General features: G+C 72.2%; 28 protein-coding genes and 3 pseudogenes. 13 read left to right on the top strand and 18 right to left on the bottom strand.

Annotated elements, in window-relative coordinates:
- Nucleotides 1–3: 3 nt before the first annotated feature.
- Nucleotides 4–1,227 (top strand): acyl-CoA dehydrogenase family protein, encoded by a 1,224-nt coding sequence (locus tag ACFY4A_RS05345; RefSeq protein WP_390828054.1) that lies wholly within the window; start codon nucleotides 4–6, stop codon nucleotides 1,225–1,227.
- A 127-nt stretch (nucleotides 1,228–1,354) separates the two neighbouring features.
- On the opposite strand, the gene ACFY4A_RS05340 is transcribed toward ACFY4A_RS05345, so the two are convergent.
- Entirely contained in the window at nucleotides 1,355–1,948 is a 594-nt protein-coding gene (locus ACFY4A_RS05340; RefSeq protein ID WP_390828053.1) for a TetR/AcrR family transcriptional regulator, read from the bottom strand.
- Between the two features lie 139 nt (nucleotides 1,949–2,087).
- On the bottom strand, nucleotides 2,088–2,852 hold the full coding sequence (locus tag ACFY4A_RS05335; RefSeq protein ID WP_390828052.1) for an SDR family oxidoreductase: 765 nt from the start codon (nucleotides 2,850–2,852) through the stop codon (nucleotides 2,088–2,090).
- A gap of 182 nt (nucleotides 2,853–3,034) precedes the next feature.
- On the opposite strand from ACFY4A_RS05335, the gene ACFY4A_RS05330 reads away from it, so the two are divergent.
- The 3 genes and pseudogenes from ACFY4A_RS05330 to ACFY4A_RS05320 form a co-directional block, all read left to right on the top strand.
- The gene (locus ACFY4A_RS05330) at nucleotides 3,035–4,276 is read left to right on the top strand and encodes an exo-beta-N-acetylmuramidase NamZ domain-containing protein (RefSeq protein WP_390828051.1); all 1,242 of its coding nucleotides are present in this window, start codon (nucleotides 3,035–3,037) and stop codon (nucleotides 4,274–4,276) included.
- Nucleotides 4,277–4,361: 85 nt separating this feature from the next.
- Nucleotides 4,362–5,678: a serine-threonine protein kinase gene (locus ACFY4A_RS05325; protein WP_390828050.1), complete on the top strand. Its 1,317-nt coding sequence runs from the start codon at nucleotides 4,362–4,364 to the stop codon at nucleotides 5,676–5,678.
- Nucleotides 5,679–5,790: 112 nt separating this feature from the next.
- Nucleotides 5,791–5,976, top strand: a pseudogene (locus ACFY4A_RS05320) (integrase core domain-containing protein); the annotation flags it as partial.
- A 297-nt stretch (nucleotides 5,977–6,273) separates the two neighbouring features.
- On the opposite strand, the pseudogene ACFY4A_RS05315 reads toward ACFY4A_RS05320, so the two are convergent.
- Nucleotides 6,274–6,981 (bottom strand): annotated as a pseudogene (locus ACFY4A_RS05315) (penicillin acylase family protein); the annotation flags it as partial.
- 200 nt (nucleotides 6,982–7,181) lie between these two features.
- On the opposite strand from ACFY4A_RS05315, the gene ACFY4A_RS05310 reads away from it, so the two are divergent.
- Both ACFY4A_RS05310 and ACFY4A_RS05305 read left to right on the top strand, forming a co-directional pair.
- The gene (locus ACFY4A_RS05310; protein ID WP_390828049.1) at nucleotides 7,182–7,355 is read left to right on the top strand and encodes a hypothetical protein; all 174 of its coding nucleotides are present in this window, start codon (nucleotides 7,182–7,184) and stop codon (nucleotides 7,353–7,355) included.
- Between the two features lie 15 nt (nucleotides 7,356–7,370).
- The gene (locus ACFY4A_RS05305) at nucleotides 7,371–7,973 is read left to right on the top strand and encodes a hypothetical protein (RefSeq protein WP_390828048.1); all 603 of its coding nucleotides are present in this window, start codon (nucleotides 7,371–7,373) and stop codon (nucleotides 7,971–7,973) included.
- 197 nt (nucleotides 7,974–8,170) lie between these two features.
- Here the strand turns inward: ACFY4A_RS05305 and soxR are convergent, their stop codons facing one another.
- On the bottom strand, nucleotides 8,171–8,647 hold the full coding sequence (gene soxR, locus ACFY4A_RS05300; protein WP_390828047.1) for a redox-sensitive transcriptional activator SoxR: 477 nt from the start codon (nucleotides 8,645–8,647) through the stop codon (nucleotides 8,171–8,173).
- Between the two features lie 66 nt (nucleotides 8,648–8,713).
- On the opposite strand from soxR, the gene ACFY4A_RS05295 reads away from it, so the two are divergent.
- Complete coding sequence (locus ACFY4A_RS05295; RefSeq protein WP_390828046.1) at nucleotides 8,714–9,262, top strand: resolvase; 549 nt, start codon at nucleotides 8,714–8,716, stop codon at nucleotides 9,260–9,262.
- Between the two features lie 219 nt (nucleotides 9,263–9,481).
- On the opposite strand, the gene ACFY4A_RS05290 is transcribed toward ACFY4A_RS05295, so the two are convergent.
- The 3 genes from ACFY4A_RS05290 to ACFY4A_RS05280 form a co-directional block, all read right to left on the bottom strand.
- A complete protein-coding gene (locus tag ACFY4A_RS05290) occupies nucleotides 9,482–10,234 on the bottom strand; it encodes an MFS transporter (RefSeq protein WP_390828045.1) in 753 nt (250 codons plus the stop codon).
- A 77-nt stretch (nucleotides 10,235–10,311) separates the two neighbouring features.
- Nucleotides 10,312–10,896, bottom strand: a complete 585-nt coding sequence (locus ACFY4A_RS05285) for a TetR/AcrR family transcriptional regulator (protein WP_390828044.1) — start codon at nucleotides 10,894–10,896, stop codon at nucleotides 10,312–10,314.
- 78 nt (nucleotides 10,897–10,974) lie between these two features.
- Nucleotides 10,975–11,337: a winged helix-turn-helix transcriptional regulator gene (locus ACFY4A_RS05280; RefSeq protein ID WP_390828043.1), complete on the bottom strand. Its 363-nt coding sequence runs from the start codon at nucleotides 11,335–11,337 to the stop codon at nucleotides 10,975–10,977.
- Between the two features lie 78 nt (nucleotides 11,338–11,415).
- Here ACFY4A_RS05280 and ACFY4A_RS05275 point away from each other — a divergent pair, with 78 nt between their 5' ends.
- Nucleotides 11,416–12,063 carry an NADPH-dependent F420 reductase gene (locus ACFY4A_RS05275; RefSeq protein WP_390828042.1) on the top strand — a complete coding sequence of 216 codons (648 nt, stop codon included), beginning with the start codon at nucleotides 11,416–11,418 and terminating at the stop codon, nucleotides 12,061–12,063.
- 351 nt (nucleotides 12,064–12,414) lie between these two features.
- Here the strand turns inward: ACFY4A_RS05275 and ACFY4A_RS05270 are convergent.
- Together ACFY4A_RS05270 and ACFY4A_RS05265 are read right to left on the bottom strand one after the other, a co-directional pair.
- Nucleotides 12,415–12,558: pseudogene (locus ACFY4A_RS05270) on the bottom strand (LacI family transcriptional regulator); the annotation flags it as partial.
- A gap of 24 nt (nucleotides 12,559–12,582) precedes the next feature.
- A complete protein-coding gene (locus ACFY4A_RS05265; protein WP_390828041.1) occupies nucleotides 12,583–13,218 on the bottom strand; it encodes an NAD(P)-dependent oxidoreductase in 636 nt (211 codons plus the stop codon).
- A 102-nt stretch (nucleotides 13,219–13,320) separates the two neighbouring features.
- Here ACFY4A_RS05265 and ACFY4A_RS05260 point away from each other — a divergent pair, with 102 nt between their 5' ends.
- Together ACFY4A_RS05260 and ACFY4A_RS05255 are read left to right on the top strand one after the other, a co-directional pair.
- Nucleotides 13,321–13,698, top strand: a complete 378-nt coding sequence (locus ACFY4A_RS05260; protein ID WP_390828040.1) for a winged helix-turn-helix transcriptional regulator — start codon at nucleotides 13,321–13,323, stop codon at nucleotides 13,696–13,698.
- Between the two features lie 185 nt (nucleotides 13,699–13,883).
- Complete coding sequence (locus ACFY4A_RS05255) at nucleotides 13,884–14,345, top strand: MaoC family dehydratase (RefSeq protein WP_390828039.1); 462 nt, start codon at nucleotides 13,884–13,886, stop codon at nucleotides 14,343–14,345.
- On the opposite strand, the gene ACFY4A_RS05250 is transcribed toward ACFY4A_RS05255, so the two are convergent.
- Together ACFY4A_RS05250 and ACFY4A_RS05245 are read right to left on the bottom strand one after the other, a co-directional pair.
- A complete protein-coding gene (locus ACFY4A_RS05250; protein WP_390828038.1) occupies nucleotides 14,336–14,989 on the bottom strand; it encodes a TetR/AcrR family transcriptional regulator in 654 nt (217 codons plus the stop codon). The genes ACFY4A_RS05255 and ACFY4A_RS05250 overlap by 10 nt on opposite strands.
- Before the next feature lie 100 nt (nucleotides 14,990–15,089).
- Nucleotides 15,090–15,377 carry a YiaA/YiaB family inner membrane protein gene (locus ACFY4A_RS05245; protein WP_390828037.1) on the bottom strand — a complete coding sequence of 96 codons (288 nt, stop codon included), beginning with the start codon at nucleotides 15,375–15,377 and terminating at the stop codon, nucleotides 15,090–15,092.
- Nucleotides 15,378–15,526: 149 nt separating this feature from the next.
- Between ACFY4A_RS05245 and ACFY4A_RS05240 the strand changes: the two genes are divergently transcribed.
- From ACFY4A_RS05240 to ACFY4A_RS05230, 3 genes are all read left to right on the top strand, one after another.
- On the top strand, nucleotides 15,527–16,168 hold the full coding sequence (locus ACFY4A_RS05240; protein ID WP_390828036.1) for a TetR/AcrR family transcriptional regulator: 642 nt from the start codon (nucleotides 15,527–15,529) through the stop codon (nucleotides 16,166–16,168).
- Between the two features lie 46 nt (nucleotides 16,169–16,214).
- Nucleotides 16,215–16,949: an ArsR/SmtB family transcription factor gene (locus ACFY4A_RS05235; RefSeq protein ID WP_390828035.1), complete on the top strand. Its 735-nt coding sequence runs from the start codon at nucleotides 16,215–16,217 to the stop codon at nucleotides 16,947–16,949.
- A 75-nt stretch (nucleotides 16,950–17,024) separates the two neighbouring features.
- Entirely contained in the window at nucleotides 17,025–17,951 is a 927-nt protein-coding gene (locus ACFY4A_RS05230; protein WP_390828034.1) for a DMT family transporter, read from the top strand.
- A gap of 21 nt (nucleotides 17,952–17,972) precedes the next feature.
- On the opposite strand, the gene ACFY4A_RS05225 is transcribed toward ACFY4A_RS05230, so the two are convergent.
- The 7 genes from ACFY4A_RS05225 to ACFY4A_RS05195 all read right to left on the bottom strand — a co-directional run bounded on the left by ACFY4A_RS05225 (nucleotide 17,973) and on the right by ACFY4A_RS05195 (nucleotide 25,372).
- Nucleotides 17,973–19,055 carry a Zn-dependent alcohol dehydrogenase gene (locus tag ACFY4A_RS05225; RefSeq protein ID WP_390828032.1) on the bottom strand — a complete coding sequence of 361 codons (1,083 nt, stop codon included), beginning with the start codon at nucleotides 19,053–19,055 and terminating at the stop codon, nucleotides 17,973–17,975.
- 14 nt (nucleotides 19,056–19,069) lie between these two features.
- A complete protein-coding gene (locus ACFY4A_RS05220; RefSeq protein WP_390828031.1) occupies nucleotides 19,070–20,458 on the bottom strand; it encodes an aldehyde dehydrogenase family protein in 1,389 nt (462 codons plus the stop codon).
- A 125-nt stretch (nucleotides 20,459–20,583) separates the two neighbouring features.
- Nucleotides 20,584–21,960 (bottom strand): ABC transporter ATP-binding protein, encoded by a 1,377-nt coding sequence (locus ACFY4A_RS05215; protein ID WP_390828030.1) that lies wholly within the window; start codon nucleotides 21,958–21,960, stop codon nucleotides 20,584–20,586.
- A gap of 223 nt (nucleotides 21,961–22,183) precedes the next feature.
- Complete coding sequence (locus ACFY4A_RS05210) at nucleotides 22,184–22,984, bottom strand: class F sortase (RefSeq protein ID WP_390828029.1); 801 nt, start codon at nucleotides 22,982–22,984, stop codon at nucleotides 22,184–22,186.
- On the bottom strand, nucleotides 22,971–23,636 hold the full coding sequence (locus ACFY4A_RS05205; RefSeq protein ID WP_390828028.1) for a hypothetical protein: 666 nt from the start codon (nucleotides 23,634–23,636) through the stop codon (nucleotides 22,971–22,973). The genes ACFY4A_RS05210 and ACFY4A_RS05205 overlap by 14 nt, the downstream gene beginning before the upstream one ends.
- A 184-nt stretch (nucleotides 23,637–23,820) precedes the next feature.
- Nucleotides 23,821–24,447 (bottom strand): TetR family transcriptional regulator, encoded by a 627-nt coding sequence (locus ACFY4A_RS05200; RefSeq protein WP_390828027.1) that lies wholly within the window; start codon nucleotides 24,445–24,447, stop codon nucleotides 23,821–23,823.
- Nucleotides 24,448–24,784: 337 nt separating this feature from the next.
- Complete coding sequence (locus tag ACFY4A_RS05195; protein WP_390828026.1) at nucleotides 24,785–25,372, bottom strand: hypothetical protein; 588 nt, start codon at nucleotides 25,370–25,372, stop codon at nucleotides 24,785–24,787.
- Nucleotides 25,373–25,408 lie beyond the last annotated feature (36 nt).

Here is a 25,408-nt window from a genome sequence, read left to right as displayed (position 1 = left end):
GAAATGGACTTCGCGTTCGACGCACGCACCGAGGAGCTGCGCGCCAGGCTCCTGGCCTTCATGGACGAATACGTCCACCCGGCCGAAGCGGTGGCCGAGGAGCAGCGAGCCGCGCTGGCCTCCCCGTGGGAGACCCCGGCCGTGGTCGAGGAGCTGAAGGCGGAGGCGCGCAGGCAGGGCCTGTGGAACCTCTTCCTGCCGGACGCCGAGTACGGCGCCGGGCTGACCAACCTCCAGTACGCCCCGCTCGCCGAGATCACCGGCCGCTCCCCGCAGCTGGCACCCACCGCGCTGAACTGCGCGGCGCCCGACACGGGCAACATGGAGGTGCTCGCTCAGTTCGGCGACGAGTGGCAGAAGAAGCAGTGGCTCGAGCCGCTGCTCGCGGGTGAGATCCGTTCGGCGTTCGCGATGACCGAGCCGGAGGTGGCCTCGTCGGACGCCACCAACGTCACCACGCGCATCGAGCGAGCCTCCGACGGTTCGGACGAGTACGTCATCACCGGCCGCAAGTGGTACATCTCCGGCGCGATGAACCCGGACTGCAAGATCTTCATCGTGATGGGCAAGACCAACCCGGACGGCCCGGACATCCGCCGCCAGCAGACCATGGTGCTCGTACCGCGCGACACGCCCGGCGTCACCGTCCGGCGCGCGATGCGGGTCTTCGGGTACGAGGACCACTCCCACGGCGGCCACGCCGAGGTGGTCTTCGACCACGCGCGCGTGCCCGTCTCCCATCTGATCGGCGAGGAGGGGGGCGGCTTCGCCATCGCCCAGGCCAGGCTGGGACCGGGCCGCATCCACCACTGCATGCGGCTGATCGGCATGGCCGAGCGGGCGATCGAGCTGATGTGCCGGCGGGCCGTGTCCCGCAACGCCTTCGGCAAGGCGCTGGCCCAGCAGGGCGTGGTCCACAACTGGATCGCGGACGCGCGGGTCACCGTCGAGCAGTTGCGGCTGCTGGTACTGAAGACGGCCTGGCTGATGGACACCGTCGGCAACAAGGGCGCGCACACCGAGATCCAGGCCATCAAGATCGCCACGCCCCGTGCGGTGGTCGGCATCCTCGACCGGGCGGTCCAGCTGCACGGCGCGGGCGGTTTCAGCCAGGACTTCCCGCTCGCCGAGCTGTACGCGGGCGCGCGCACGCTGATGATCGCCGACGGCCCGGACGAGGTCCACCAGCGGTCGCTGGCGCGGCGGGAGCTGAAGAAGTACCTCTGAGCACCCGCACGGGCGCGCGTGCGACGGGGTCGGTCGCCTCGAGGCAGTCGTCCCGGGTCGGTCGTCCCGGGCGGTCGCCGGGGGCCGCCCCCCTCGCACCGCCCGCACCCGCTCGTACGAGCGCCGACTACGGCCGCAGTGCCCGCAGCAGCAGGTCGGCCAGGTGGTCGGCGACCTGCTGCGGGCTGAGCGGGCCGTCGGGGCGGTACCAGGTCGACAGGTGATGGACGGAGCCGAAGTGGTAGTCGACCACCAGGTCGGCCGGGGTCGCCGTGGAGAAGACGCCGGTACGCTGGCCCTCCTCGATGAGCGCGCGGAAGCGTTCGTGGTAGCGCCTGCGCTCGGCGCGCACCTGCTTGTTCTTCTCCGGGCTGAGGTGGTGCATCGAGCGGAAGAAGATCATGGCGTCGTCGAGGTTCTCGATGGTGGTGACCACCACGTCCGCGGCCGCGTCCCGCAGCCGCTTCTCGACCGGTTCGTCGGCGTCCGCGAAGGCGTCCAGGCGCTCCTGCTGGACGCGCAGCACGCGCGCGTACACCTCGTGCAGGAGGTCGTCCTTGGAGCCGAAGTAGTGGTAGAGCGCCCCTTTGGTGACGCCGGCCGCCTCGACGATCTCCTGCACCGAGGTGCGGTCGTAGCCCTGCTCGGCGAAGAGCCGGGTGGCGGCGGCCAGGAGCCGCTGCGGCACCGGAGTGCCGCCTGAGTCCGTCGTCCTGGGCACCTGCCGCCACCTGCCTTCCCTGGTCCTGCTCGCTGTGCTGCCTACGGGAACGCAGTTCCCGACGGAGGATCTTCCCATTTGCGGTCCTCGGCAAGTGCGGCAGGATCTCGTTCGGACCCGGTCGCTCGCGCACCCGGTGTCACCGGGTCGCCTCCCATTTCCGCTGGATGTGGTTCATGTTCGTCAGCCAGCGGTCGGGGTCGGCGGCCCGGGCCCGGTAGAACCCGGCGACCTCGGGGTGCGGCAGGATCAGGAAGCGGTCCTCGGCGATGCCCTCGAACAGGGCCTCGGCCACGTCCTCCGGTTCGATCGCGGTCGGCTGGAGCACCAGGTCGCCGGCGCTGCCGGTGGCGGCCAGCATGTCGGTGCGCACGCCCTGCGGGCAGATCGCGTGCACCTTGATCCCGCGGTGCCGGTAGGTCAGCGACAGCCACTCGGCGAAGGCGTACGCGCCGTGCTTGGTGACGCTGTACGGGGCCGCGCCGATCATGGTGAGCAGCCCGGCCGCGGACACGGTGGAGACGAACCGGCCGCTGCCGCGTTCCAGCCAGGCGGGAAGCAGCGTCTCGGCGGCGCGGACGTGGGCCATGACGTTGACGTCCCAGGCCTGTGCCCACACCTCCTCGCCGGCCGCCTCCGAACCGCCCGAGCCGAGGCCCGCGTTGGCGCAGTAGACGTCGACCGTGCCGCCGAGCGCGTCGCGGGCCGCGGCGACGACCTCGGAGGCGTCGCCCGGGACCGCGATGCCGCCGATCTCCCCGGCGACGGACGCGGCCCGGTCGGCATCGAGGTCGTTGACGACGACGCGGGCGCCCTCGGCGGCGAACCGGCGGGCCAGCGCGGCGCCGATGCCGCCCCCGGCCCCGCTGACGACCACTCCCGCACCCTTCACGGCTTGCACCATCGGTCTCCCTCGGCATGGCTCCGACACGACGCGGATCGACTCCGCCGCATCAGACTAACCAGTCGGTATGTGGTGTCGGAAGGGAAGTTCCGGACGAGGAGCCGTCCGCTTCGTTCCCTGGGGGACGGGCGCACGCTAGCGTGCGTGAACATGACACCCGCAGCGATCACGGAGGTCACTGTATGAAGCTGTCCAGACGGAGCCTGCTCGCCACCACCGCCGCCGCGGCGGCCTCCGGAGCCGTGGCGGCCCCGGCCCAGGCCGCCACCGGAGGCAACCGCCCACTGCGCACCGGTTTCGAGCGCCTCGACGCCGAGGGCTACGCCTCCCTGCGCGGGCAGCGGGTCGGGGTCGTCACCAACCCGACCGGCGTCACCCGGGACGTGCGGCACATCGTGGACGTGATGCACGCCGACCGCCGGGTGAACCTGGTCGCCGTCTTCGGCCCCGAGCACGGCTTCCGCGGCACCGCGCAGGCGGGCGGCTCGGAGGGCCGCTACGACGACCCGGCCACCGGGCTGCCGGTGTACGACACGTACCTCAAGAGCGGGCAGCCGCTCGCCGACGTCTTCACGGCGTCCGGCGTGGACACGGTCGTCTTCGACATCCAGGACGCCGGCGCCCGCTTCTACACCTACATCTGGACGCTCTACGACTGCATGGAGGCCGCGGTCCTCGCCGGCAAGCGGTTCGTGGTGCTCGACCGGCCCAACCCGGTCAGCGGCCGGGAGGCGCTGGGGCCGGTGCTGCACAAGGAGTTCGCGACGTTCGTCGGACGGCAGCCGATCGCGCAGGCGCACGGCATGACCGTCGCCGAGCTGGCACGGCTGTTCAACGGCGAGTTCCTGACCACGCCGGTTCCGCTGGAGACCGTCCCCATGACCGGCTGGAGGCGGTCGGACTTCTACGACGCCTCCGGGCTGCCCTGGGTGCCACCGAGCCCGAACATGCCGACTCCCGACACCGCCCTGGTCTACTCCGGAACGTGCCTGTTCGAGGGCACCAACCTGTCGGAGGGACGGGGTACCACCCGCCCCTTCGAGCTGCTGGGCGCGGCGGGCCTCGACGGGCGCTGGGCGGCCGCGGCCAACGCGCAGCGCCTGCCGGGCGTGCACTTCCGGGAGGCGTACTTCACACCCACCTTCTCCAAGTTCCAGAACACGACCGTCGGCGGGGTGCAGATCCACGTGCACAACCGGGACGCCTTCGATCCGGTGCGGACCGGGATCGCGCTGCTCGTGACCGCCAAGCGGGTCTGGAGCGGCTTCGCCTGGCGCTCGGACAACTGGATCGACAAGCTCACCGGTTCCACCCAGGTGCGCACGATGATCGACGCCGGGGCAGGCACCGACGACGTGGTGGCGGGCTGGCGGCAGGAGCTGGACGCGTTCCGGGAGATACGGAAGCAATACCTCCTCTACTGATGAGCCGTGACCCCTGGCCGGCCTCCCCCGTTGGCAGGACGATGCGCGACACATCGCTTCGCTTTCGGGGACGAGGGGGTCGGTCATGGCGGATCCGGACATCAGCGTGGCTCCCTACTGGGAGCTGACCTTCGACCCCGACGGGGACGTGGACGGCGTCGAGCGGGACCGGCTGCTCGCCGGAGTCGAGCGGCGGGCGGTGCGCGACCTGATCGTCTTCGCGCACGGCTGGAACAACGACCGTTCGGGCGCGACCCGGCTCTACGGCCACTTCTTCGCGCCCGTCCCGCGGCTCGCTCCGGCGGCCCGGATCGGGTACGTCGGAGTGGTGTGGCCGTCGATGCGGTTCTGCGACGAGCCCATCCCCGGCTTCCCCCGGTCCACCGCCGCCGGGCCGGTGCCGTCGGCGGCGCTCGACAAGGACACCCAAAAGGCGCTGCGGGACGCCTTCCCCGGGCTGGCCGCGGTGGTCGACGCGCTCGCGCGGATGCTGGACGGCCCCGCGCGTGAGGCGGGCGCACTGGAGGAGTTCGGACGGCTGGTGCGGCTGCTGGCCGAGGACCTGTCGCCGGGGCCCAGGGCCCGGTTCGCGGCGGACACCGTGACGGAGGGCGTGCCGCAGCGCGAGCCCGCGATGTTCGCACGGTCCGCGGAGGAGGTCTGCGCCGAGTTCGCCGGCGCCCTCGCCGGGCTCGACGACCCGGGCGGGCAGCGGTCGTTCACGCTGCCGAACCCGTGGGACGGCGCGAAGGAGCTGCTGAGGCAGGCGACGTACTACACGATGAAGCGGCGCGCGGGCACGGTCGGCGAGCGGGGGCTCGGCCCGGTGCTCGGGCGGCTCGCTCAGGCGGCGCCCGGGGTGCGGGTCCATCTGGTGGGCCACAGCTTCGGCGGCCGGCTGGTGTCGTTCGCGCTGCGCGGGCTGCCCGAGGGTGTGCGGACGGTGAAGTCCGTGACGCTGCTCCAAGGGGCCTTCTCCCACTACGCCTTCGCGCCCCGGCTGCCCGGCGACCCGCGCACGGGCGGGGTGCTGCGGGGCCGCGAGCGCCGTGTCGACGGCCCCCTGGTGTGCTGCCACTCCCGCTTCGACACGGCCCTCGGCACGCTGTATCCGCTGGCCTCGCGGATGGCGGGCGACGACCGGTCGGTGCTCGGCCTCGACGTCGGCGCCCTGCTCGGGTCCGCCTGGGGCGCGATGGGGCACGACGGGGTGCAGGCGGTGCCCGGCACGCGCGCGTGCACCCTCTCCGCGGCCCTGGCGGGGCCGTTTCCGGCGTCGGGATGCGTCAACGTGGACGCGGCCGAGGTGGTCAGGCGCGGCGGCCCGCCGTGCGGCGCGCACAGCGACATCCTGCACCCGGAGCTGGCGCGGGTGGTGCTGGCGGCGGGCCGTGTCCGCTGACACCGGCCCGCCGCCCGGTCGCGCCACCTGGCTGAAGCCCCTCGTTCGGAGGACCTTGTGCTGTTCTGGGACGTCGGTGACAGAAGACACGCCTGACGCGGTCCTCGGATGAGGCAAGGTCGAACGCTTCTACCGCACCTTGCTCGACGAATGGGCCCACCAGCGGCCCTACACCTCAGAGCCCGAGCGGCAGGGGGCGTTCCCCGACTCGCTGGACTGGTACAACCACCACCGACCCCACACCGGCATCGGCGGCCGAACCCCAGCCGGCCGCGTCACCAACCTGCCGGGACAGCACACCCAGGGCCTCTCGTTTGGATCACGCCGGGCTCGCGGGCCCCGGCACCGCTCCCCCAAGCCCTTCGAGCAGGGGGACCCCCCAGCCGCGTTGTCGTCGGGGGGGGGGGGCCCCGGCCCCCCCCCCCCCACCCCGTGCGCGGGGGGGCCCCCCCCCGCGGGGTTGGGGGGGGGGGGCGGGCCCCCCCCCGCCCCACCTCCTCCGCCTCGCGATGCTCCCCCACCGCCTGAAGGGCGTGGAAGGTGCCCCAGCACCAGACCCCGCTCCCTGATCCGGCCCGATCCGAACGAAAAGACCCTAGCGGTGGCTGGTGTACTCCACGACCTGCTGGAAGGTCGGGCGGTTCTGCCAGGTCTTGCCGTGCTTGATGCCGCCCAGGGCCCGGTGGACGATCGAGTCGGCGCACCACTGGTCGCCCGCGGAGCACTGGTCGTCGCCGGGGTAGACCTGGGCCGGGATCGCTCCGGCCGCCTGCTTCAGCGTGCCGACCAGGGTGTCCCGGCAGGCGCTGAGGCTGCCGCCGCCGCAGAACTTCCGCGCCAGCGGCCCCCGCACCGACTCACCGAGCACCGCCCGGACATCCTTGTCGACATAGCTCCACCAGCCGTACTGGAAGGCGCTTCCGGCGTGCGAGCCGGTCGGGCCGTGTCCGGCCGACGGGGACTCGTCGACCGGCAGGTTGGCGGTGAAGGAGCCGTAGAGGTCGCTGCCGAGCCCCGGTTCGAACTCGGCCTTCACCAGCAGCGGCCACCAGGCGTCCAGGATCCGGATGGCCTCGGCGTTGGCGTAGGTCTTGGAGCCGGCCGAGGTCTCGGTGCGCTTGGCGCCCGCTGACAGCCACGCCTGGAGCTTGCCCACCGCCGCCGCGGCCGTGGAGTCGGTCACCGGCGAGCTGTTGATCACCTTCAATAGGTTCGGCAGCACGCCCTCGGCCCTGAGGTCGGCCACGGCCGCGTCCGCCATCGCCTTCACCAGCGAGGCTCGGGTCACCCCGCCGGCCGCGATTCCTTCCGGCCGCCGCGGCTGGGGAAAAGGGTGACAAAAGACCGGCAATGAGGACGCATACCGATGCGGTCTTCAGGAACCCGTGGAACCTGCGGGGAGTTCTCAGTCTGTCGAGCGCGATGTGTGGGGTGCGCTGTGGCATGGCAGCTCCTCCCGACGGGTGGTGCCGGACGTTACCGCCGGTATCCCTCAGGGGGAAGATGAACATGCGTCACTTTTGGCGCCACCCCGTGAAGGTCAACCAGGGCGGCGTTATGGCGGGCATCGGAAAACGGATGGAGCCGGATCGGACGTCGGCACGTCTATCCGGCGGAGCCGTCACGGCGGCTCCGTACGACGACGCCGCAGTGACCGAAGTGCGGATGCAGGTGTGACGGAGGTGCAGGGCGATGGCCGGTTTCCGGAGTCTGGCGAGACAGGTGAGGGACCCGCGGTGCGATCTGGCGCTGCGGCGCTACTCGCTGCGCAAGTGCCTCGAGCGGTTCGCTCCCTATGGGCACAGGGCGACCTGGGACCATCTGTGCTCCCGGGCCGGGTTCGGACCCGAGGACAGGTCCCCCGATCCGGTGCGGCTCGTGGCCGCACTGGACGAGCTGGAGGAGGCGCGTTCGGTGTGGCTCGACTACGAGGCCGGGTTCGCCAGGCGCCGTAAGCAGGAGAAGCACGACGGGCTGCGCAGGCCGGGCAGCGTGGACGACTGGCACCGGATGACCTGGGGCGGCTTCGGGGTCGCCTGGTGCGACGACCCGCGGGTGCACCCGCGCGAACCGCTGGCCGAGGTGCTGCGCCGGCTGATCGCCGCACTGGAGCGCGAACCGGGCGCGGCGTGCCCGGTGTGCGGCGGGGAGCGGCTGGTCTGGACGTACGACCTTGATCACGAGCCGTCGTCCGGCCCGGTCTGCGCGGACTGCGGGATCCTGGTCCCGCTGCCCGTTCTCACGCCCGAGGCCCTGGCGTACGCCAGGCGGGGGCGGCTGTTGATGTCCGCCTGACCACGACGGCAGGCCCTTGAGGTGAGGTGCGCCGGTCCTGCCGGACGGACGGCGGGGCGTCTCGAAGCCCGCCCGGCGGCCGGGGGACCGGCGGCCCGTCGGCACGGGACGGACCGGCGCATCCCGCGGGGCGGACCGGGGAGTTCGGCGCGGCGGCGGCGGTTCCGCGAGAATGCCCTGCCACCAACCCGCGGGGGCTACGTGCGGCTGACGCCGCTCCCCCGCTCCGCGATCAGGCGCGAGCCGGTCAGGCGTTCACCGAAGATGTCGTCCGGGTTGGACAGCACGCAGGTGTCCAGGGACAGGCAGCCGCAGCCGATGCAGTCGGTGAGGTGGTCGCGCAGGCGGTTGAGCTGCCTGATGCGCTCGTCGAGTTCGGAGCGCCAGGCCTCGGAGAGGCGGGCCCAGTCCTCCCGCGTGGGAGTGCGCTCCTCGGGGAGCTGGGCGAGTGCCTCACGGATCGTGACGAGCGGGATGCCCACGCGCTGCGCGGCCCGGACGAAGGCGACCCGGCGCAGCGTGTCGCGGGAGTAGCGGCGCTGGTTGCCCGATGTGCGGCGGCTGCTGATCAGGCCCTTGGACTCGTAGAAGTGCAGGGCGGAGACGGCGGCGCCGCTGCGCGCCGACACCTGGCCGACGGTCAGCTCGTGGATCTTCTCGGGGATCTGGGGCACCCCTCAGAGCCTAATTCCTTTGTAACGACTCCGGTGAGGGCGGGTGACCGTGCCGGGGTTGTTCCAGTGGTGAGGTCCGTTACGCCTTCGGACGGGCTGCGGGCCGCCGAGGCCAAGGGCAGCAAGGGCGGCCGACGCCCGGCCATCCCGGCCGAGAAGACCGACGCCGTGCGCACCGCGTACCTGGAAGGCCGGTCCATCGCAGCCCTCGCCCGCGAACACCGCGTCAGCCGCGGCGCCATCCGCACCGCCGTCGCCGACCTCATGCCCGACCACACGACCATCGAGCAGGAGGACGTCCCGGCCCCGGAGCTGCCGGTCACCCTCGACATGCCGGGCAAGGTCGCCGACTTCCTCCGCACCACCGAGCTGGAGCCCGCCGAGCGGGCCGCCCTCGAGCACGGGGTGACCGTGCGGCGCGGCCAGGGCTACACGCTGCGCGTCAGCGCCCTGCCCGCCATGCACCGCGGGCTCCTCGCCCGCTGCCAGCCCCTCGACGGCGCCCAGGGCGTCCCGACGATCCCGGCCCCAGCGCAAGGCCCGCCGCGAGTACGCCAACCGCGTCAGCACCCTCGGCCAGTGACCCGCCCGTCAACCCCGCCGCGGCTGCCCTGATCCACCATCTGAGCTGGGCCGCAGCCGCTCAGCGTTGTCTTTTCGCGAGAACTGCCGGGATCCCTGTCAGCTCAACGGAACTCGGCCCTCAAAAGCACCCAAGCAGGCTTACCGCTAAGTGCTGCCCGATTGATCCCCGGGGTCGCGGTCCATAGTTGTGCCTGGTCCGCCGGGCTGCCCGGCGGGGGCGGCTGCGTCGTGATCACCTACTGTGGGTGATCACGTCCGCGGTCCCGTTCGAGGCGAGAGGTCAAGGAACAAGCTCAGGCTGAGGATCCACTGTCGACGACCAAGTCGGTGCCGACCACCGCGCCGGCCGCGCTCGAGGCGAGGTAGAGCACCGCGGCGGCCACTTCTTCTGTCGAGAGTCCTGCCCCGGTTCGGCGTGGTGTCCGGCAGCAGCCGGGGCGTGAGCGCGAGGGCTGCGCCCGCCACCACGAGCGGTACGGCGAACGTCCAACGCCAGGACAACAGCGCTGAGATGAGCCCGGAGAGCAGATTGCCCGCGGTCGCGCCGAGTACCGAGAGCCCGCCCCAGGTGGCCATCGCTCTGCCGTAGGCGGCAGGGGAGGGGAAGGCGGCGCGCAGCACGGCCATGGCGGCGGGCGCGATCAAAGCCGCCCCCGCGCCCTGCGCGAAGCGCGCTGCGAGCAGCGTCCCGATGCCGGGGGCGAGCGGGGCGGTGGCCGAGGCGACGGTGAAGAGGACAAGGCCGGCGTTGAGGGCGCGCCGCCCGCCGTAGCGGTCGGCGAGGCGTCCGCCGAAGAGCAGCAGTCCGGTGAAGGTCAATCCATAGGCGGTGCCGAGAAGGAACAAGTCGGCGCGTTGCAGGTCGAATTCGCGCCCGATGAGGGGCAGCGGCACGGCGATCGCGGCAAGCGTGAAGATCAGTGTGGTCTGGACACTGCCGAGGAGGACGAAGGCGGATCGGTGTTGCATGGTGGCGACGCGGGCGGCCTCCGTGGCGGTCATGTCCCCCCTAGTTCTTGACCGATCGGTTCGTTATTTGGGCATGCTGAAGGAAGTCCCGGTGACTGCATGAGTGTGATTCAGTCCAGCAGGGCCAGAGCCTGCTCGGCCGCGTCCCGCACTCGGGCGGGATCGTTCGACGCTTTGCCGACGATCCGCATGCCCTGCAGCAGGACGAAAAGCATGCGGGCCAGCGCGCGCGGATCACGGTCCTTGGACAGCTCGCCCTGAGCCTGGGCCCGGACGAGCGCGGAGTGCAGCGGGGTCTCGACGTGCTCCCAGCTGATCTCGACTCGGCGGGCCGCCGCGGGGTCGTGCGGGGCCAGTTCGGCTGCGGTATTGGTGACGAAGCAGCCGTTCAGCCGCTTCTCCGGAGAAGCGGCCTCCGCGGCGAAGCGGCGCACCATCGCCCGCACCGCCGGCAGTGCGGGGCCCGGCTGGGACAACTCGGCAAGAAGAAGCGGATCGCGCGTCTCGGCGTAGCGGTCCATGGCCTTCAGATACAGCTCGCGCTTGCTACCGAAGGTCGCGTAGATGCTGGCGCGGCCGATGCCGAGGTGCTCGACCAGGTCCGCCATCGACGTCGCTTCGTAGCCGCGCCGCCAAAACAGCTCAAGGGCCGACTGCAGCGCGGCATCTGGATCGAATTCCTTGGTCCTGCCCACACCGAAGACCATAGACGTATCTAGAACGATCGGTCAATAACTGCGCGCCGTGGCCTGGCGTGAGGGCCTCCACCACGATCACGCCCCCGCTTCCTCAGCCCGCTCCCGGGCTGCCATCACGTCTTCGCTGTGTTCGAAGGCCCAGGCGCCGAATGCCTCGATGGGCTCCAGCAGCGTTCGCCCCAACCCAGTGAGGGTGTACTCCACGTGCGGCGGCGACCCTGCGTGCGCGTGGCGCTTCACCAACCCGTTGAACTGGAGCCGGCGCAGCGTCTCCGTAAGGACTTTGGGGCTGATCCCGCCGATCCGTTCGCGCAGTTCACCGGGTCGCGCGGGACCATCGCGCAGCGCCCACACCACCACCGCGTTCCAGGTGTTGGCCAGCAGATCGAATGCGAGGCGGGCACGGCAGTCGGCGATGTAGCCCTGATCAGTGGTCACTTACCAGATGGTGCCCGAGCGGCTTCCTAGTGTCGTCCCAATTCCGACTTACGGGATCACCACGAGGAGGCTGGGCTGATGAGAATCGGGATTGCCGGTGCGGGCAACATGGCGCGGGTGATGGGTGCACGGTGGTCGCAGGCCGGGCACGACGTGCTGGTGGGTGGGCGGGACGCCGGCCGCGCCGCGGCCCTGGCCGACCAGATCGGCGCTCGGGCGGGGACTCTGCGGGAGGCGGCTCAACACGGCCGGGACGCGGTACTGCTGGCTGTGCCGTACTCGGCGGCGATCAGCGTGGTATCCGAGCTGGCCAACACCGTACGAGGCCGGACGCTGATCGACTGCACCAACCCGCTGGCGCAGGGCTTCGTCCTTGAGACCTGGGGCGGGCCATCGGCGGCTGAGCGCCTCGCGGCTGCGGCGCCCGGTGCGTCCGTGGTCAAGGCATTCAATCTCTGCCATGAGAGCGTGTGGCGTTTGACCCCGCCGGTCTTCGGTGGACGCCCTCTCGCGGTGCCGCTCTGCGGTGACGATGCACTGGCTCTCGAAACAGTACGGCTCCTTGTCCGTGACCTCGGCTGTGTGCCGGTCAACGGAGGGGGGCTCGGCCGGGCGGGCCTGCTGGAGGCGACGGCCGCGCTCCTGATAGGCCTGTGGGCGGGTGAAGGTGCGGATGCTCAGGCGATCGCGCCCCCGCTGGAGTACGCGGGGGTTGATCTCGCCTGATTCGCGATCCGGTGTCGGAGCGGCACGGGCACGGGAACGGCCATTGCCTGATCATCAAGGGCTGTGTGGACTCATGATGATCGTGTGGTGGCCGCGGGCCACAGCATAGACGCCGCCCGATGGCGGCCGATGTTCGACCAGGCGATGTCAAGGATCGCGGGCAGGTTCCGCCGGATCGAGCCCCGGGCGACAGCCCCGTGCGTACCTGTACGGTCTGCTGTCCGCCGTCGGCGGGAGAACTGCTGGCAACTGGCCGAGCAGGCCGGCCACGCCCGTCCCGGGCCGATGCAGCGACTGCTGCGCACCGCACGCTGGAACGCTGATGACATCCGCGACGAAAGTGACGATCGGTCACCTCGACACGCGCGGCGGAGTGGCGGTGCTGGCCCTCGGCACCAGGGTGGTGGGTACCAGCGCGGTGCCGTGCTCGGGTGTCCGGTTTCGGATCTGACGCAGCACGCCGTCCACGCAGCGGCGGTCGACCTCGCCGAATTCTGGTGCACGGGCCGCCTGCCCCCTTCATGCTCCTTCAACACCAATGTGCGTGTGGTGGTGACGAGGGGCGTCGATCTCGTCGAGCAGGGCGAGCGCGAAGTCACTGTGGGAGATACGGCTGACCATGTTGACACCGGCCACGGAGTACCGGCCGGAGCGCGCTCCGGCGTTGTCGAAGTCACCGGCTGGGCTGACGATCAGCCAGTCCAGAGCAGTCACCGAGGCACGCAGCACAGATGTCCCGGCCGCATGAGCGAGGCAGAAGGGCCGGTATTCCTGCGGGAAGCCCGGGGTGTCCATCAAAGGCATCCCGTCATCGGTCTCCAGTGTTGCCGCCAGGCCGACGGCTACCAACCGTCCCACATCCGCTCGCGCCAGCCCATCGAGGAGAGCGTGGGCAGCGGCGGTGAAGAAGACACCCGGCTGGGCGCCGGCATCGTAGGCGGCCATGATCGCGGCGTCATGCCCGGCCGCGAGCTCGGCAACAGCGTCGGTGTCGGTGACATCACCGGCCAGGAGGCGGACTCCCGCACCTTCAAGGTCCTGGTGCTTGGCTGGGTTCCGGACGACAGCAGTGACGTGGTGCCCCCGCTGGAGCGCCTCGCCAGCAGCTGCCCGTCCGACGCGCCCGCCTGCCCCGAAAACAATGATCTTGCTCATGGACTACCTGCCTCGCTTCTCAAGAACCTCTGCCTGTCGGTGTGCCTGAGCAAGGTAGCCGCACCCATGGTTACCTCCTGGATACCGCACTATGGTGACCCTGTGACCGAGCCCCTGGACCCGGAGATGTTCGACCCCCTCTGCCCTTCTGACCTGGTGCCGATCCGCGTGGGGGACAAATGGGCCGGAATGATCATCCAGTGCCTTGAGGGCGGTCCCCGACGATTCTCTGAACTACGGGTCCCACTGCGGAACGTCACGCCCAAGGTGCTCACGCAGTCACTCCGGGCGCTGGAGCGTGACGGCTTCATCGTCCGAACGGTCCATGCCGGACCTGCCCGGCACGTCGAGTACGAACTGACCTCGCTCGGCCGGAGCCTCCTTGACCTGCTGGACGCGGCACGTTCCTGGGCAGAGGCACACCTGGACGAGCTGATCGACGCCCGCGAAGCCGCATCACCGGCCAAGCGCACCAGCTGATCCAGCGTTGCCCCGCCTCACTCGCGGTGATCTCATCCGGCGACAGGACAGAGCGCTCCAGCCGCCAAGACCAACTCACTGCCCCTTTCGAGCTCGCCTTGGCTGGACCCCGTTGACAGGGGCCCCGCGGCCGACCATGCTAAGCAGTTGCTTAGACTTCATTCGCGAGGCGGGAGGCCGGACACATGGCAGAGCCGAGGATCTTCACGTCCCCCGACGAACTCAGGGCGGCGGTGGGTGAGCGGCTGGGGTACACCGACTGGCTGGAGATCGACCAGAAGCGGATCGACCTGTTCGCCGACGCGACCGGCGACCACCAGTGGATCCACGTGGACGCCGAGAAGGCCGCCGCCGGCCCCTTCGGCACCACCATCGCCCACGGCTATCTGACCCTGTCGCTGCTCCCGCTCTTCGGGCCGCAGCTGCTCGAGGTCCAGGGCGTGAGGATGGGCGTCAACTACGGCACCAACAAGGTCCGTTTCCCCGCTCCCGTCCCGGTCGGCTCACGGCTGCGGTCCACCGCGTTGATCACCGGCGTGGACGACGTGCCGGACGGCGTGCAGGTGACCGTCGCCTTCACCGTGGAGCGGGAGGGCGGCGACAAGCCGGTGTGCGTGGCGGAGTCGGTGGTGCGGTACTACCTGTAGGCCGGCCCCTTGGGGAGGTCCGGTCCGGCCCCGACCATCCGCAGCACGAGGTCGGCGTACAGCGCGCCGACCTCGTCGGGTGTGCGGGGGCCGTCGAGGTTGAACCAGCGGGCGACGTCGATGCACAGGGAGAGCACGGCCAGCGTGGTGCCGCGCACGTCCAGAACGTCGAACTCGCCCGAGGCCACGCCGTCCTCGATGATCCCGCGCACCTCGGCGTCGACCTGACGGCGCAGTGCGAGGATCTCCGCACGGGCGTCCGGACCGAGCGAGTCCAGCTCGTACTGCACGACCCGGGCGGTGGTGCGCCCGCCCGCGTGCCAGCGCACGAAGGAGCTCACGGCGTCGGCGAGCCGCTCGGCCGCGCCACCGTCGCGCCGGGCGGCGGTGCGCAGGATCTCCAGCGCCTTCTCGTGGCCGATCCGGCTGATGCGGTGGAGCAGTTCTTCCTTGGTCCGGAAGTGGATGTAGAGGGCGGCCGGGCTCATTCCGGCGCGGCCCGCGATGTCGCGGGTCGTCGTCGCGTGGTAGCCCCGTTCGGCGAAGGCCTCCACGGCGGCCACGAGCAGCCGCCGGGCCGCGTCCGGGGTGACCTCGCCCCACGGCTGCGGGTCACCGCCGGCCGTCTCCTCCGCCGTAGTCATCGCTCGCTCGCCCCTCTTTCGCTTCAGGGGATCCACCATACCGCCGAGGGTGAGCGCTCGCTTAGCCTGCACGGCCGGCAGCGCGCGGCGGCCCGCGGCCTCACAGCTTCTCGAAGGGATCGTGTTCGGCGAGCAGCTTCTCCAGGCGTGCCTGGTCGACCCGGCTGACGATCCGCCCGGCCTCCTGGCGGTCCCTGATCACCTTGGCGAGCGTGAAGGCGGAGGTGACAAGGTACAGGACGGCGATGGCGAGGAAGGCGCGCACCCATGCGTCGGCGTTCAGTCTGAAGATGCCGATGGTGGCGGCCGCCATGGCGATGCCGAAGGAGGCGACCGCCTGGCCGTAGAAGGCGGCGGTGTTCTGCTGCTTGATCGGTGTGTCGCTCATGGCGACCAGCGTCGGCCCGCAGGCCCGCCGCCGCATCCGCCGGGATACTCAGCTCGCGTACTCAGAACTCCGGGTACCGGCGCGGGGGCCCGGAACGCCCGCACGCGCGGGCGCCGCCTGTTCGATCCGGCGGCTCTACGATGTGCGCCATGGCCCGACCCCGCACCCCGCTCCTCAGTACCGACGGCATCGTCGCGACGGCGCGGGAACTCGTGGACGCGGAGGGCCTGGCGGCCGTCTCCACCCGCCGGCTCGCCGCCGAGCTCGGGGTGAGCGGGCCCTCGCTCTACAACCACTTCCGCACCAAGGACGAGATCCTGGATGCGGTCGCGGACTCGGTGAGCGCCCAGGTCGATCTGTCGATGTTCCGGGACGGCCGGGACTGGCGGACCGCGCTGCACGACTGGGCCGTGTCCTACCGGGCCGCCCTGCGCGACCATCCGAACATCGTCCCGGTCCTCGCCCGCGGTCCCGGCCGCCGCCCCGCCGCGCTGCGGCTGGCCGACGCGGTCTACGGCGCGATGGTCGACGCGGGCTGGCCACCGGCGCAGGCGACCTCCATCGGCGCGCTGATGCGGTACTTCATCATGGGGTCCGCGCTCGGTTCCTTCGCCGGGGGCTTCGTGGACGACGCCGGCGCCTACGACCCGGCCGACTACCCGCGCCTCGGGCAGGCCCATCTGCTGGCCGAGCAGCAGGAGAAGATCGACGAACGGGCCTTCGAGACAGGTCTTACGGCGCTGCTGGACGGGCTGGTACGACAGTACGAGCAGGTGGAGCGGGGCACGTGAGCACACTTCGGCGGGGACCGAAGCGTCCCTGTCCCATGCTGGCCTCATGAGCACCGGAGAACGGGCACGGACCCGGCGCGCGGACCCCGTGGCATCCCCGCTGGCCGCGCTCGCCGGGCTGATCGCCGACGAGACGCGGGCCGCGTGTCTGCTGGCGCTGCTGGACGGGCGGGCATGGACGGCCGGCGAGCTGGCCCGGCACGCGGGCGTCGCCGCGTCCACCCTCAGCGAGCACCTGGGCAAGCTCGTCGCGGGTGGGCTGCTCACCGAGGAGCGGCAGGGGCGGCACCGGTACGTACGCCTGGCCGGCGCGCGGGTGGCCCAGCTCGTGGAGGACCTGGCCGCCCAGGCCGCCCCGCGGGCCGCGCACCGGCCGCGCACGCTGCGGGAGTCGAGCGCCGGGTCGGCGATGGCCCGCGGGCGCACCTGCTACGACCATCTCGCCGGGCGGCTCGGCATCGCGCTCACCGACGCGCTCACCGCGCGCGGGCTGCTGTGCCAGGACCTCGGCTTCGCGCTCACGGACGCCGGGCTGACCTGGTTCGACACGGTGGGCATCGGCCTGGACCGCACGGGACGGCGCCCGCTGGTCCGGGCCTGCCTCGACTGGACGGAACGGCGCCCCCATCTCGCGGGGGCCGCCGGCGCGGCCCTGTGCCGGCACGCGTTCGACGCGGGCTGGTGCGTGCGCATCGGCTCGGAGCGCGCCGTCGGGGTCACACCGGCCGGCGAACGCGCCCTGTCCGACCTGCTGGGGATCGAGACGGCGGCGCTGCGCTGAGCGCGCCGCCGACCGGCCCTGGCCGTCCGAAATCCGCGAGCCCCACCCTCCCCTGCCCGCCTAGCCTCAGGAAGCATGATGAACGTCTCCCCGTCCCGCCTGGCCGCCGCGGCCGCCACCGTCACCGTGGTGCTGTGGGCCTCCGCCTTCGTCTCGATCCGCAGCGCTGGTGCCGCGTACTCGCCGGGCGCGCTCGCCCTCGGGCGGCTGCTGGCCGGGGCACTGACGCTGGGTGCGATCTGTCTGGTACGGCGGGAGGGGTGGCCGCCGCGGGCGGCGTGGCGCGGGATCGCGATATCCGGGCTGCTGTGGTTCGGCTTCTACATGGTGGCCCTGAACTGGGGCGAGCAGCAGGTGGACGCCGGTACCGCGGCGCTGGTGGTCAATGTCGGCCCGCTGCTGATCGCGCTGCTCGGGGCGCGGCTGCTGGGGGATCCGATGCCGCCGCGGCTGCTGGCGGGCATGGCGGTGTCGTTCGCTGGGGCGGTGACCGTGGGCCTGTCGATGTCGGGCGGGGACGGCTCCTCGTTGCTGGGCGTGGTGCTGTGCCTGCTGGCAGCGGTCGCGTACGCCTCCGGGGTCGTCGCCCAGAAGCCGGCGCTGGGCCGGGCGAGCGTGGTGCAGGTGACGACGTTCGGGTGCCTGGTCGGTGCGGTCGCCTGCCTCCCCTTCACCGGCCAATTGCTCCACGAGGCCGCCCGCGCCCCGCTGCCGGCCACGCTCAACATGGTCTACCTGGGTGTGTTCCCGACCGCGCTCGCCTTCACGACCTGGGCCTACGCGCTGTCCCGTACGACCGCGAGCCGGATGGGCGCGACGACGTACGCCGTACCGGCCCTGGTCGTGCTGATGTCGTGGCTGGCGCTGGGTGAGGTGCCGGGGCCGGTGACCCTGGTGGGCGGGGCCCTGTGCCTGGCCGGAGTGGCGGTCTCCCGCTCCCGCCCGAACCGCCGGACCCCCCGGACGGCACACGAGGAGCCCCGGCCGGAACGCGTGTCCTGACCACGGCACGACGGGCGGCCCTCAGAACACCACCAGCGCCCGGCCGCCCTTGCCGGCCAGCATGTTCTCGAAGGCGGCCGGGATGTCGTCCAGGGAGATCCGGTCGGTGACCAGGGCGGTCAGGTCCAGCCGGCCCATGCGCACGTGTTCGGCGAGCACGGGCAGGTCCCTGGCCGGATCCGAGTTGCCGTAGACGCAGCCGGTCAGGGTGCGGCCCCAGTGGAAGAGTTCCAGGGCGTTGAAGGTGACCTGCTGGTCCTTGCCGCCGATTCCGACGACCGTCGTGCGGCCGCCACGGCGGGTGGACTCCCAGGCGGCGCGGATGGTGACCGCGCGGCCCACGCACTCCACGGCGGCATCGACGCCCTGTTTCCCGGTGAGGGCACGGATCTCGCGGGGGGTGTCCCCGGTGGCCGGGAGGAAGTCCGTGGCGCCCGCCCGGCGGGCGAGTTCCTCCTTCTCCGGGGAGACGTCCACGGCGACGATCCTCGAGGCGCCGGCGATCCGGGCGGCCTGGAGGGCGGCGAGGCCCACTCCGCCGACGCCGAACACCGCGACCGTCTCACCGGGACGCGCCTTCGCCGCGTGGTGGACGGCGCCGTAGCCGGTGAGGACGGCGCAGCCCAGGAGCGCGGCATCGGTGACCGGGACGCCGTCCGGGAGGGGCAGCACGCACGAGGCGGCGACGACCGTCTCCTCCGCGAAGGCGGCGACGTTCAGGCCCGGGTGCAGTTCGGTGCCGTCGCCGGTGCGGGCGTGGACGTCGGCGGCGCCGTTCATCGCGTTGGCGCACAGCCAGACCTCGCCGAGCGAGCAGGCGTGGCAGTTCCCGCACGACGGGGCCCAGTTGAGCACCACCGCGTCACCCGGCGCCACATGGGTGACACCCTCGCCGACCGCGAGGACGGTCCCCGCCCCCTCGTGGCCGAGCACGGCGGGCACCGGCACCCGCAGGGTGCCGTTGGTCAGGGACAGATCGGAGTGGCAGACACCGGCGGCGGCGAGCCGGACCCGGACCCGCCCGGGCCCGGGCTCCGGCAACTCGATCCCGGTGATCTCCAGCGGGGAGCCGATGGCGGACAGGACGGCGGCACGTACGGCCATGACGCGTGGCTCCCTTAGAACTGGAGGGACTTGGTCTGGAGGTACTCGGTGAGGCCGTGGGCGCCGAGTTCGCGGCCGACTCCGGACCGCTTGTAGCCGCCGAAGGGGGCGAGCGGGTTGAACCTGCCGCCGTTGATGTCGACCTGGCCGGTGTCCATCCGGCGGGCGAAGGCCACCGCCTCCGCCTCGTCGCCCGCCCAGACGGCGCCGGCGAGGCCGTAGACCGTGCCGTTGGCGATGCGCAGGGCGTCCTCCTCGTCGTCGTAGCGGAGGATGGAGAGGACCGGGCCGAAGATCTCCTCCTGGGCGACGGTCATGCCGGGGGTGACGTCGGCGAGGACGGTGGGGCTGACGAAGTAGCCCCGTTCGCACGGGGCTTCGGGGCCGCCCGCGACGAGGCGGGCGCCCTCGGCGACGCCCTTCTCGATGTAAGCGCGCACGCGCGCCCGCTGCTTGGCGTTCACCACGGGGCCGATGCGCTCGCCGTACTTGGCGGCGGCCGTCGCGGCCAGGGCGACCGCCTCCTCGTACTGGTCGCGGTGGACCAGCATGCGGGTCCAGGCGCTGCACGTCTGGCCGGAGTTGGACATGACGTTGGCGACGCCGACATTCACCGCCCTGGCGAGGTCGGCGCTCGGCAGGACGACGTTGGCGGACTTGCCGCCCAGCTCCAGGGCGACCTTCTTGACGGCGCCGCCCGCGATCGCGCCGATCCGCCTGCCGACGGCCGTGGAGCCGGTGAAGGAGACCAGGTCCACGTCCGGGTGCTCGGCGAGCGCCTGCCCGGCGACCGGGCCGACTCCGGTGACCAGGTTGAACACGCCCGCCGGGAGCCCGGCCTCGTGGACCGCCGCGGCGAACAGCCGGGCGGTGAGCGGGGTGTCCTCGGCGGGCTTGAGGACGACGGTGCAGCCGGCGGCCAGCGCGGGGGCGGCCTTGGCGACGATCTGGTGCAGCGGGTAGTTCCAGGGGGTGATCGCGCCGACCACGCCGACCGGCTCGTGGTACACGGTGGAATTGCCGACCTTCTCCTCGAAGGCGTACGTCGCCGCCAGATCGGCGTAGGAGCCGGCGACCGCGACCGGCACGCCCGCGTGGACCGTCCGGGAGAAGGCGAGCGGCGAGCCGAGTTCGGCGGTGACGGTCTCGGCGATCTCCTCCTCGCGGGCCGCCAGCACGTCCCGCAGGGCGGCGAGGCGGGCGGCCCGCTCGGCGGGCGGAGTCGCGGACCAGCCGGGCAGGGCGGCGCGGGCCGCGCGTACGGCCGCGTCGACGTCCTCTTCGGTGCCCGCGGGCACGGTGCCGATCACCTGCTCGTCGGCCGGGTTCTCCACCTCGATGACGTCCGGGCCCGCTGCGGGACGCCAGGCGCCGTCGATGTACATGCCGTCGTGTGCCTTCATCGTGCTCCTCCGGGGCGGGGGCCGTCATCGTTCTCGTCCGCGTGAACAAGCTACTGGCAGCCCATAAACTAGCGCCGGTAGCTTTTGGTCCCGCGCGCCCGGCCGGCCCGTCACCGGCCCGGCCTTCACTCCTCCAGGTCGGGCAGCCGGTCCGGGGCCGGGCAGATGCGCTCGCCGCGCTGGTCGAAGACGAACAGGCGGGCGAGGTCGACCAGGAGCGGCACTTGCATGCCGTGCCGCAACTCGATGTCCGGCGTGGTCCGCACGACCAGGTCGCCGGGCAGGCGCGGCTCGGGCGCGGCGACCGGTTCCGGCGCGGGTCCGGCGGGGTGCTCAAGCACCACCACGGGACCCGCACGCAGGGCGCCCGCCCGGTCCCGCAGCCGGTTCAGGACCGTGCCCTCGCGCCGGCGCCGCCGGGTCGGGCGCCGGGTGGGGCGCGGGGCCTCCAGATCCGGTACGACGGCGGGGCGGGAGCCGGTGTTGAAGTGGACGAGGATCTCGTGGCCCTGGAACTCCATGTGCTCCACCAGCCCGGTGATCGTCACCTCCCCTGGCCGGGCGACGGGCGCGGGAGCTCCCGTTCGCCGGGACGACGCCGAGATCTCGGGGGCGATCCGAACCGCCTCCGAGCGCAGCCCCACGATCACCTCGCGGCCCTGCTGCACACGCAGCAACTGGTGGTCCAGGGACAGCGGTTCGGGCAGGCGCAGGAACTGCTTGCCCAGGCTGATGGTCATGGCGCCGTCGAGCGGGGCGCGGACCAGGCCGCGCAGCAGGTTGATGCGCGGGGTGCCGATGAAGGCGGCCACGAAGACGTTGCGGGGCAGGGCGTACACCGCGCGCGGGGTGCCCACCTGCTGGAGGACGCCGCCGCGCAGGACGGCGACCCGGTCGCCCACGGACATCGCCTCGGACTGGTCATGGGTGACGTAGACCGTGGTGACGCCCAGCTCCCGTGTCAGCTTGGATATTTCGGCGCGCAGGTGGTTGCGGAGCTTGGCGTCGAGGTTGGACAGCGGCTCGTCCATCAGGAAGGCGGAGGGGTGCCGGGAGATCGCGCGGCCCATGGCGACGCGCTGTCGTTCGCCGCCGGAGAGCTGGCTGGGGAAGCGGTCGAGGAGGTCCTCGATGCCCAGCATCCGGGCGGTGGCGTCGACCCGGCCGCCGGGGTCCGCGCCGGGCGACTCGATGCGCAGCGGGAAGCCGATGTTGTCGCGGCTGGTCATGTTCGGGTAGAGCGCGAAGTTCTGGAAGACCATCGCCATGTCCCGGCCGGAGGGCGGCAGGTCGTTGCCGTACTCGCCGTCGAGCAGCAGCTGCCCCTCGGTGATCTCCTCCAGACCGGCGATCATCCTGAGCACGGTGGACTTTCCGCAGCCGGAGGGCCCGAGCAGCACCAGGAACTCGCCGGGCGCGATGTCGAGCGAGAGGCGGTCCACCACGCGGACGCCCTTGGCGTAGGCCTTGCTCACGTCGTGCAGAGAGATGGCGCGCGTCATGGGACATTCCCCCGGGACTCACCAGAGCACTGAGGCTCCGCGGGTCGAACGCCTCGTGCGGGTCTACGGGGCGTATGAGTCACGGAAGTTAACGGAAGGTGCGCGCCCGGGGGAAGAGACCGGGCAGGATCGGGAGCCGCCGTCCGCCGGGCGAGAAAGCGGACGATCGTGTTCAGGGGCGGGCGACCGGCCGTGGGCCACCCGCCCGCCGTGCTGCGCGGTCTCAGCTCGTCGAGGTCAGGTGGGCGAAGACGACGACGTTGCTGGAGTAGCCGGCTCTGTGGGTGTAGAGGCCGCCGCAGGTGATCACGCGGAGCTCGGGGCGGCGGGAGGTGCCGTACACCTCCTTGTCCGGAAAGCGGGCCTTGTCGAAGACCCGTACCTTGTCGACGGTGTAGACGGCGGTGCGGCCGTCCTCGCGCCGGACCTCGATGCGGTGGCCCGGCCCGAGCCGGCCGAGCCCGGCGAAGACGGCGGCGCCGGACCTGGTGTCGCGGTGCCCGACCGCGATCGCCGTGCCGGGCTCCCCGGGCGTGGGGCCGCCGTCGTACCAGCCCACGAGCCTGGGCTTGTCGAGCGGTGGTGTCTGGAGTTCCCGGTCGCCGTCGAGGCCGATCCCGATGATGGGTGCGTCGATGCCGAGGGAGGGGATGCGCAGGGTGGTCGCGCGGGACCGGGGCAGCGGCGCGGGCGGGCGTGAGGAGGGGGCCCCGGGCCGCGGCGCCGCCGACTTCCCGCGGGCCGGGCCGTCGCCGTTCGAAGCGTCTCCGCCGGCACCGCCGCGGTCCGGGCCGCGGTCGTCCGCCCTGCCGCCGTCCTCCCCGTCGCCGTCCGCGCCGGAAGGACCCGGGTGGGCCGGGGCCACGGCGCCCGGCCCGGCGGCTCGCTCATGGGCGGTGCCGTCGTGCTGCCCACCACACCGGTTCCCGGCCGTGACCAGGACGACCGCGAGCACGGTCGTCCTGGCCAGCCGGTAGGCGCGGGTCCGGTACCAGGGCCTGCGTCTGCGCCTACGCGGCGCCATGCGGGCGCCGGCGGACCAGCCGCGTGTACACGACCCCGCTGACCGCGACCAGCCCCACGGCCGCGGCCCCCGTCACCGGCGAGAAGGCCGCGACCGAGGAGGCGAGGGCCCCGCCGCCCGCCTGGACGCCGCCCCGCGGGCCGCCGAGGTCGTCGCGGCCCGAGCCCGGTACCTCGTGGCCGCGGCCCGGGTCCTCGATCTGGCCCGGACCATGCGCCCCCTGGTGCCGGCCGTTGCCCCCACGGCAGTTGACGCGGAAGATCTTCTCCTTGGGGGTGCCGCCGACGGTCCAGGTGAGCTTGTACTGCCCGTCGGCGAGCCCCAGCGGGTCGGTGTGACCCGCGCCGGCGCCCAGGGCGATCGTGCCGGTGACGGTGGCGCTGTTGGGCAGCGGTGGCTGCGCCTGGATGGTGTAGCCGATGCTGGGCAGGACGTCGAAGTTGGCGGCGTCCAGGTAGAACCGGCAGACCACGGGGTCGTCCTTCGAGACGCCGAAGGGCACGCCCACTCGATGGATCTTGATGTCGCCGGCTTCCCCCTGGGCCATGGCAGTCGGCGCTGCCAGCCACGTGGCACCGGCCGCGGTCAGAGCCGTCAGGGCGGCGGCGGCGACGCGGGAGCCGAAGGTGCGTGGGTTTGTCAGGGTGGGCATGCGTGTTCCTCCGAGTCAGACGATTTTCATACAATCGCTCTTTCATCTGACTGTCTTTCACATGCGCTTGCGTCGAGAAGCAACCGGCACCCGACGCGCCGTCAGCTTTCCCCCGGCCGGCGCAACCGTTTCCCGCCCCTCCCCGCCGGGGACCTCACGGCACCGGGCTGATCGGCGATCGGCCTCAGTCCAGCACCTGCGCCAGGTAGGCACGCAGCATCCGCCGCATCTCCTCGATGATCCGCTCGTCGCCCTGCGCGTCGACGCGGAAGGCGAGTTGGACCAGGGTGTCGGCGGTCTCGACGGCGATCAGGAAGGTGCGGCGCAGGTCGTCGTCGGGCGGGCGGGGCAGGTAGCCGGACAGGAGATCGGTGAGGCGGTCGGCGACGCGGTGGTTGGGTTCGCAGTCGCCGGTGCCGACGGGGATCTGGTTGCCGAAGTCGACGAGGGAGAATCCGGGCGCGGTCCGCTTCATGGCCAGGTACTCGTCCAGCACGGCGTCCATGGCGACACGCCACCCGCCGTTCCCCGCCTTCTTCGCCTTCTCCGCCTTGTTCAGCCGCTCGGTGACGCGCTCGGTGTACCGGTCGAGGTTGCGCTGGGCGAGCGCGTCCGCCATCGCCCGCTTGTCGCCGAAGAACCGGTAGACCGAGCCGATGGGCACACCTGCGCGCACCGCGACGGCGCGCGTGGTCAGCGCGTCGTAGCCGACCTCGTCGAGGAGCTCGGCGCAGGCGTCGAGGATCCTGGTCAGCCGTTCGGCGCTGCGCCGCTGCACAGGCGCACGGCGAAGCGGGGTCGGGTGGGACACGGCTTCATCATGCCTTCCCCCGGCGAGCGGGTGAAGCGCGCCTCCGGGCAGGCCGGACCGCGCCCCGCTACCGCACTTGCCCAGTGCTCCCCCCAGGGTGGAGGTGAAGGGCATCCTGCCCCTGCGGCCCGGAGGGCCGCAGCGGCACGGCTGAGACCGCGTCATCCGACGACGGAGTTGTCGGGTCTACCGCCGGACGGGCGGAAAGTGACGCCTGTGGAGGCCCCAGTAAGACCGATCTCCCCGGAGAGCGGCAAGGGCCGGTGAAGCAGGAACCCGAGGTGGCGCCGCGTAGCGGTGCGGACCGGAATCTCCTGCCCTCGGGCAGGAGAGGGCGTCAAGACCGCGGAGACACGGCCTGGGGCGACTCCTTCGGAAACGCAGCCCGGAACGACTCCGGCGGCTCAGGCGGCTCAGGCGGCTCCGGGGACGAGGCCGTGACGTCGGCCGTGCTCTGGACCGGGTTGCCGGCGACCGCCCAGACCGTGCCGTCGTCGGCGTAGAGGCGGACGGTGACGTGATGGGTGCCGTGGGGGACGAGCCGGCCGGGGAGACGGTACTCCGGGGCGCGCAGGCGGACGACGAGCCGGCCGTCCACCAGCAGATGGGCGAGGCCGCGACCGGCCGTCGCCCGGGCGGCCGCACCGGCCGGGGAGAAGCGGAAGCGGCGCACGACCAGCCGTACGCCCCAGTCGCCGTCGGCGGCCGGCCGCACCTCGACCCGGACCTCGGGGGCGGTCTTCCCGTTCACCTCGCGGTAGTGCCGGCCCTCCTCGTCGGTGTGGTCGAGGAGCTTGCCCACGGGCTCGGCCGGTTTCCCGTCGGCCGGCCCGTGCGCGGCCTCCGGTCCACAGCCCGCCGGCCCGGCGAACAACAGGGCACAGACCGCGAGCGCAGCGAGTGATCCCCGCGTCCACGACGACATGACGGGAAGCGTAGGGCAGCGGCCGGACCCGCCGGA

It is taken from the genome of Streptomyces sp. NPDC001292 (assembly GCF_042896465.1).
Taxonomy (GTDB): domain Bacteria; phylum Actinomycetota; class Actinomycetes; order Streptomycetales; family Streptomycetaceae; genus Streptomyces.
The sequence above is the reverse complement of the archived record's forward strand: the minus strand, read 5'-3'. Positions and strand labels throughout refer to the sequence as shown.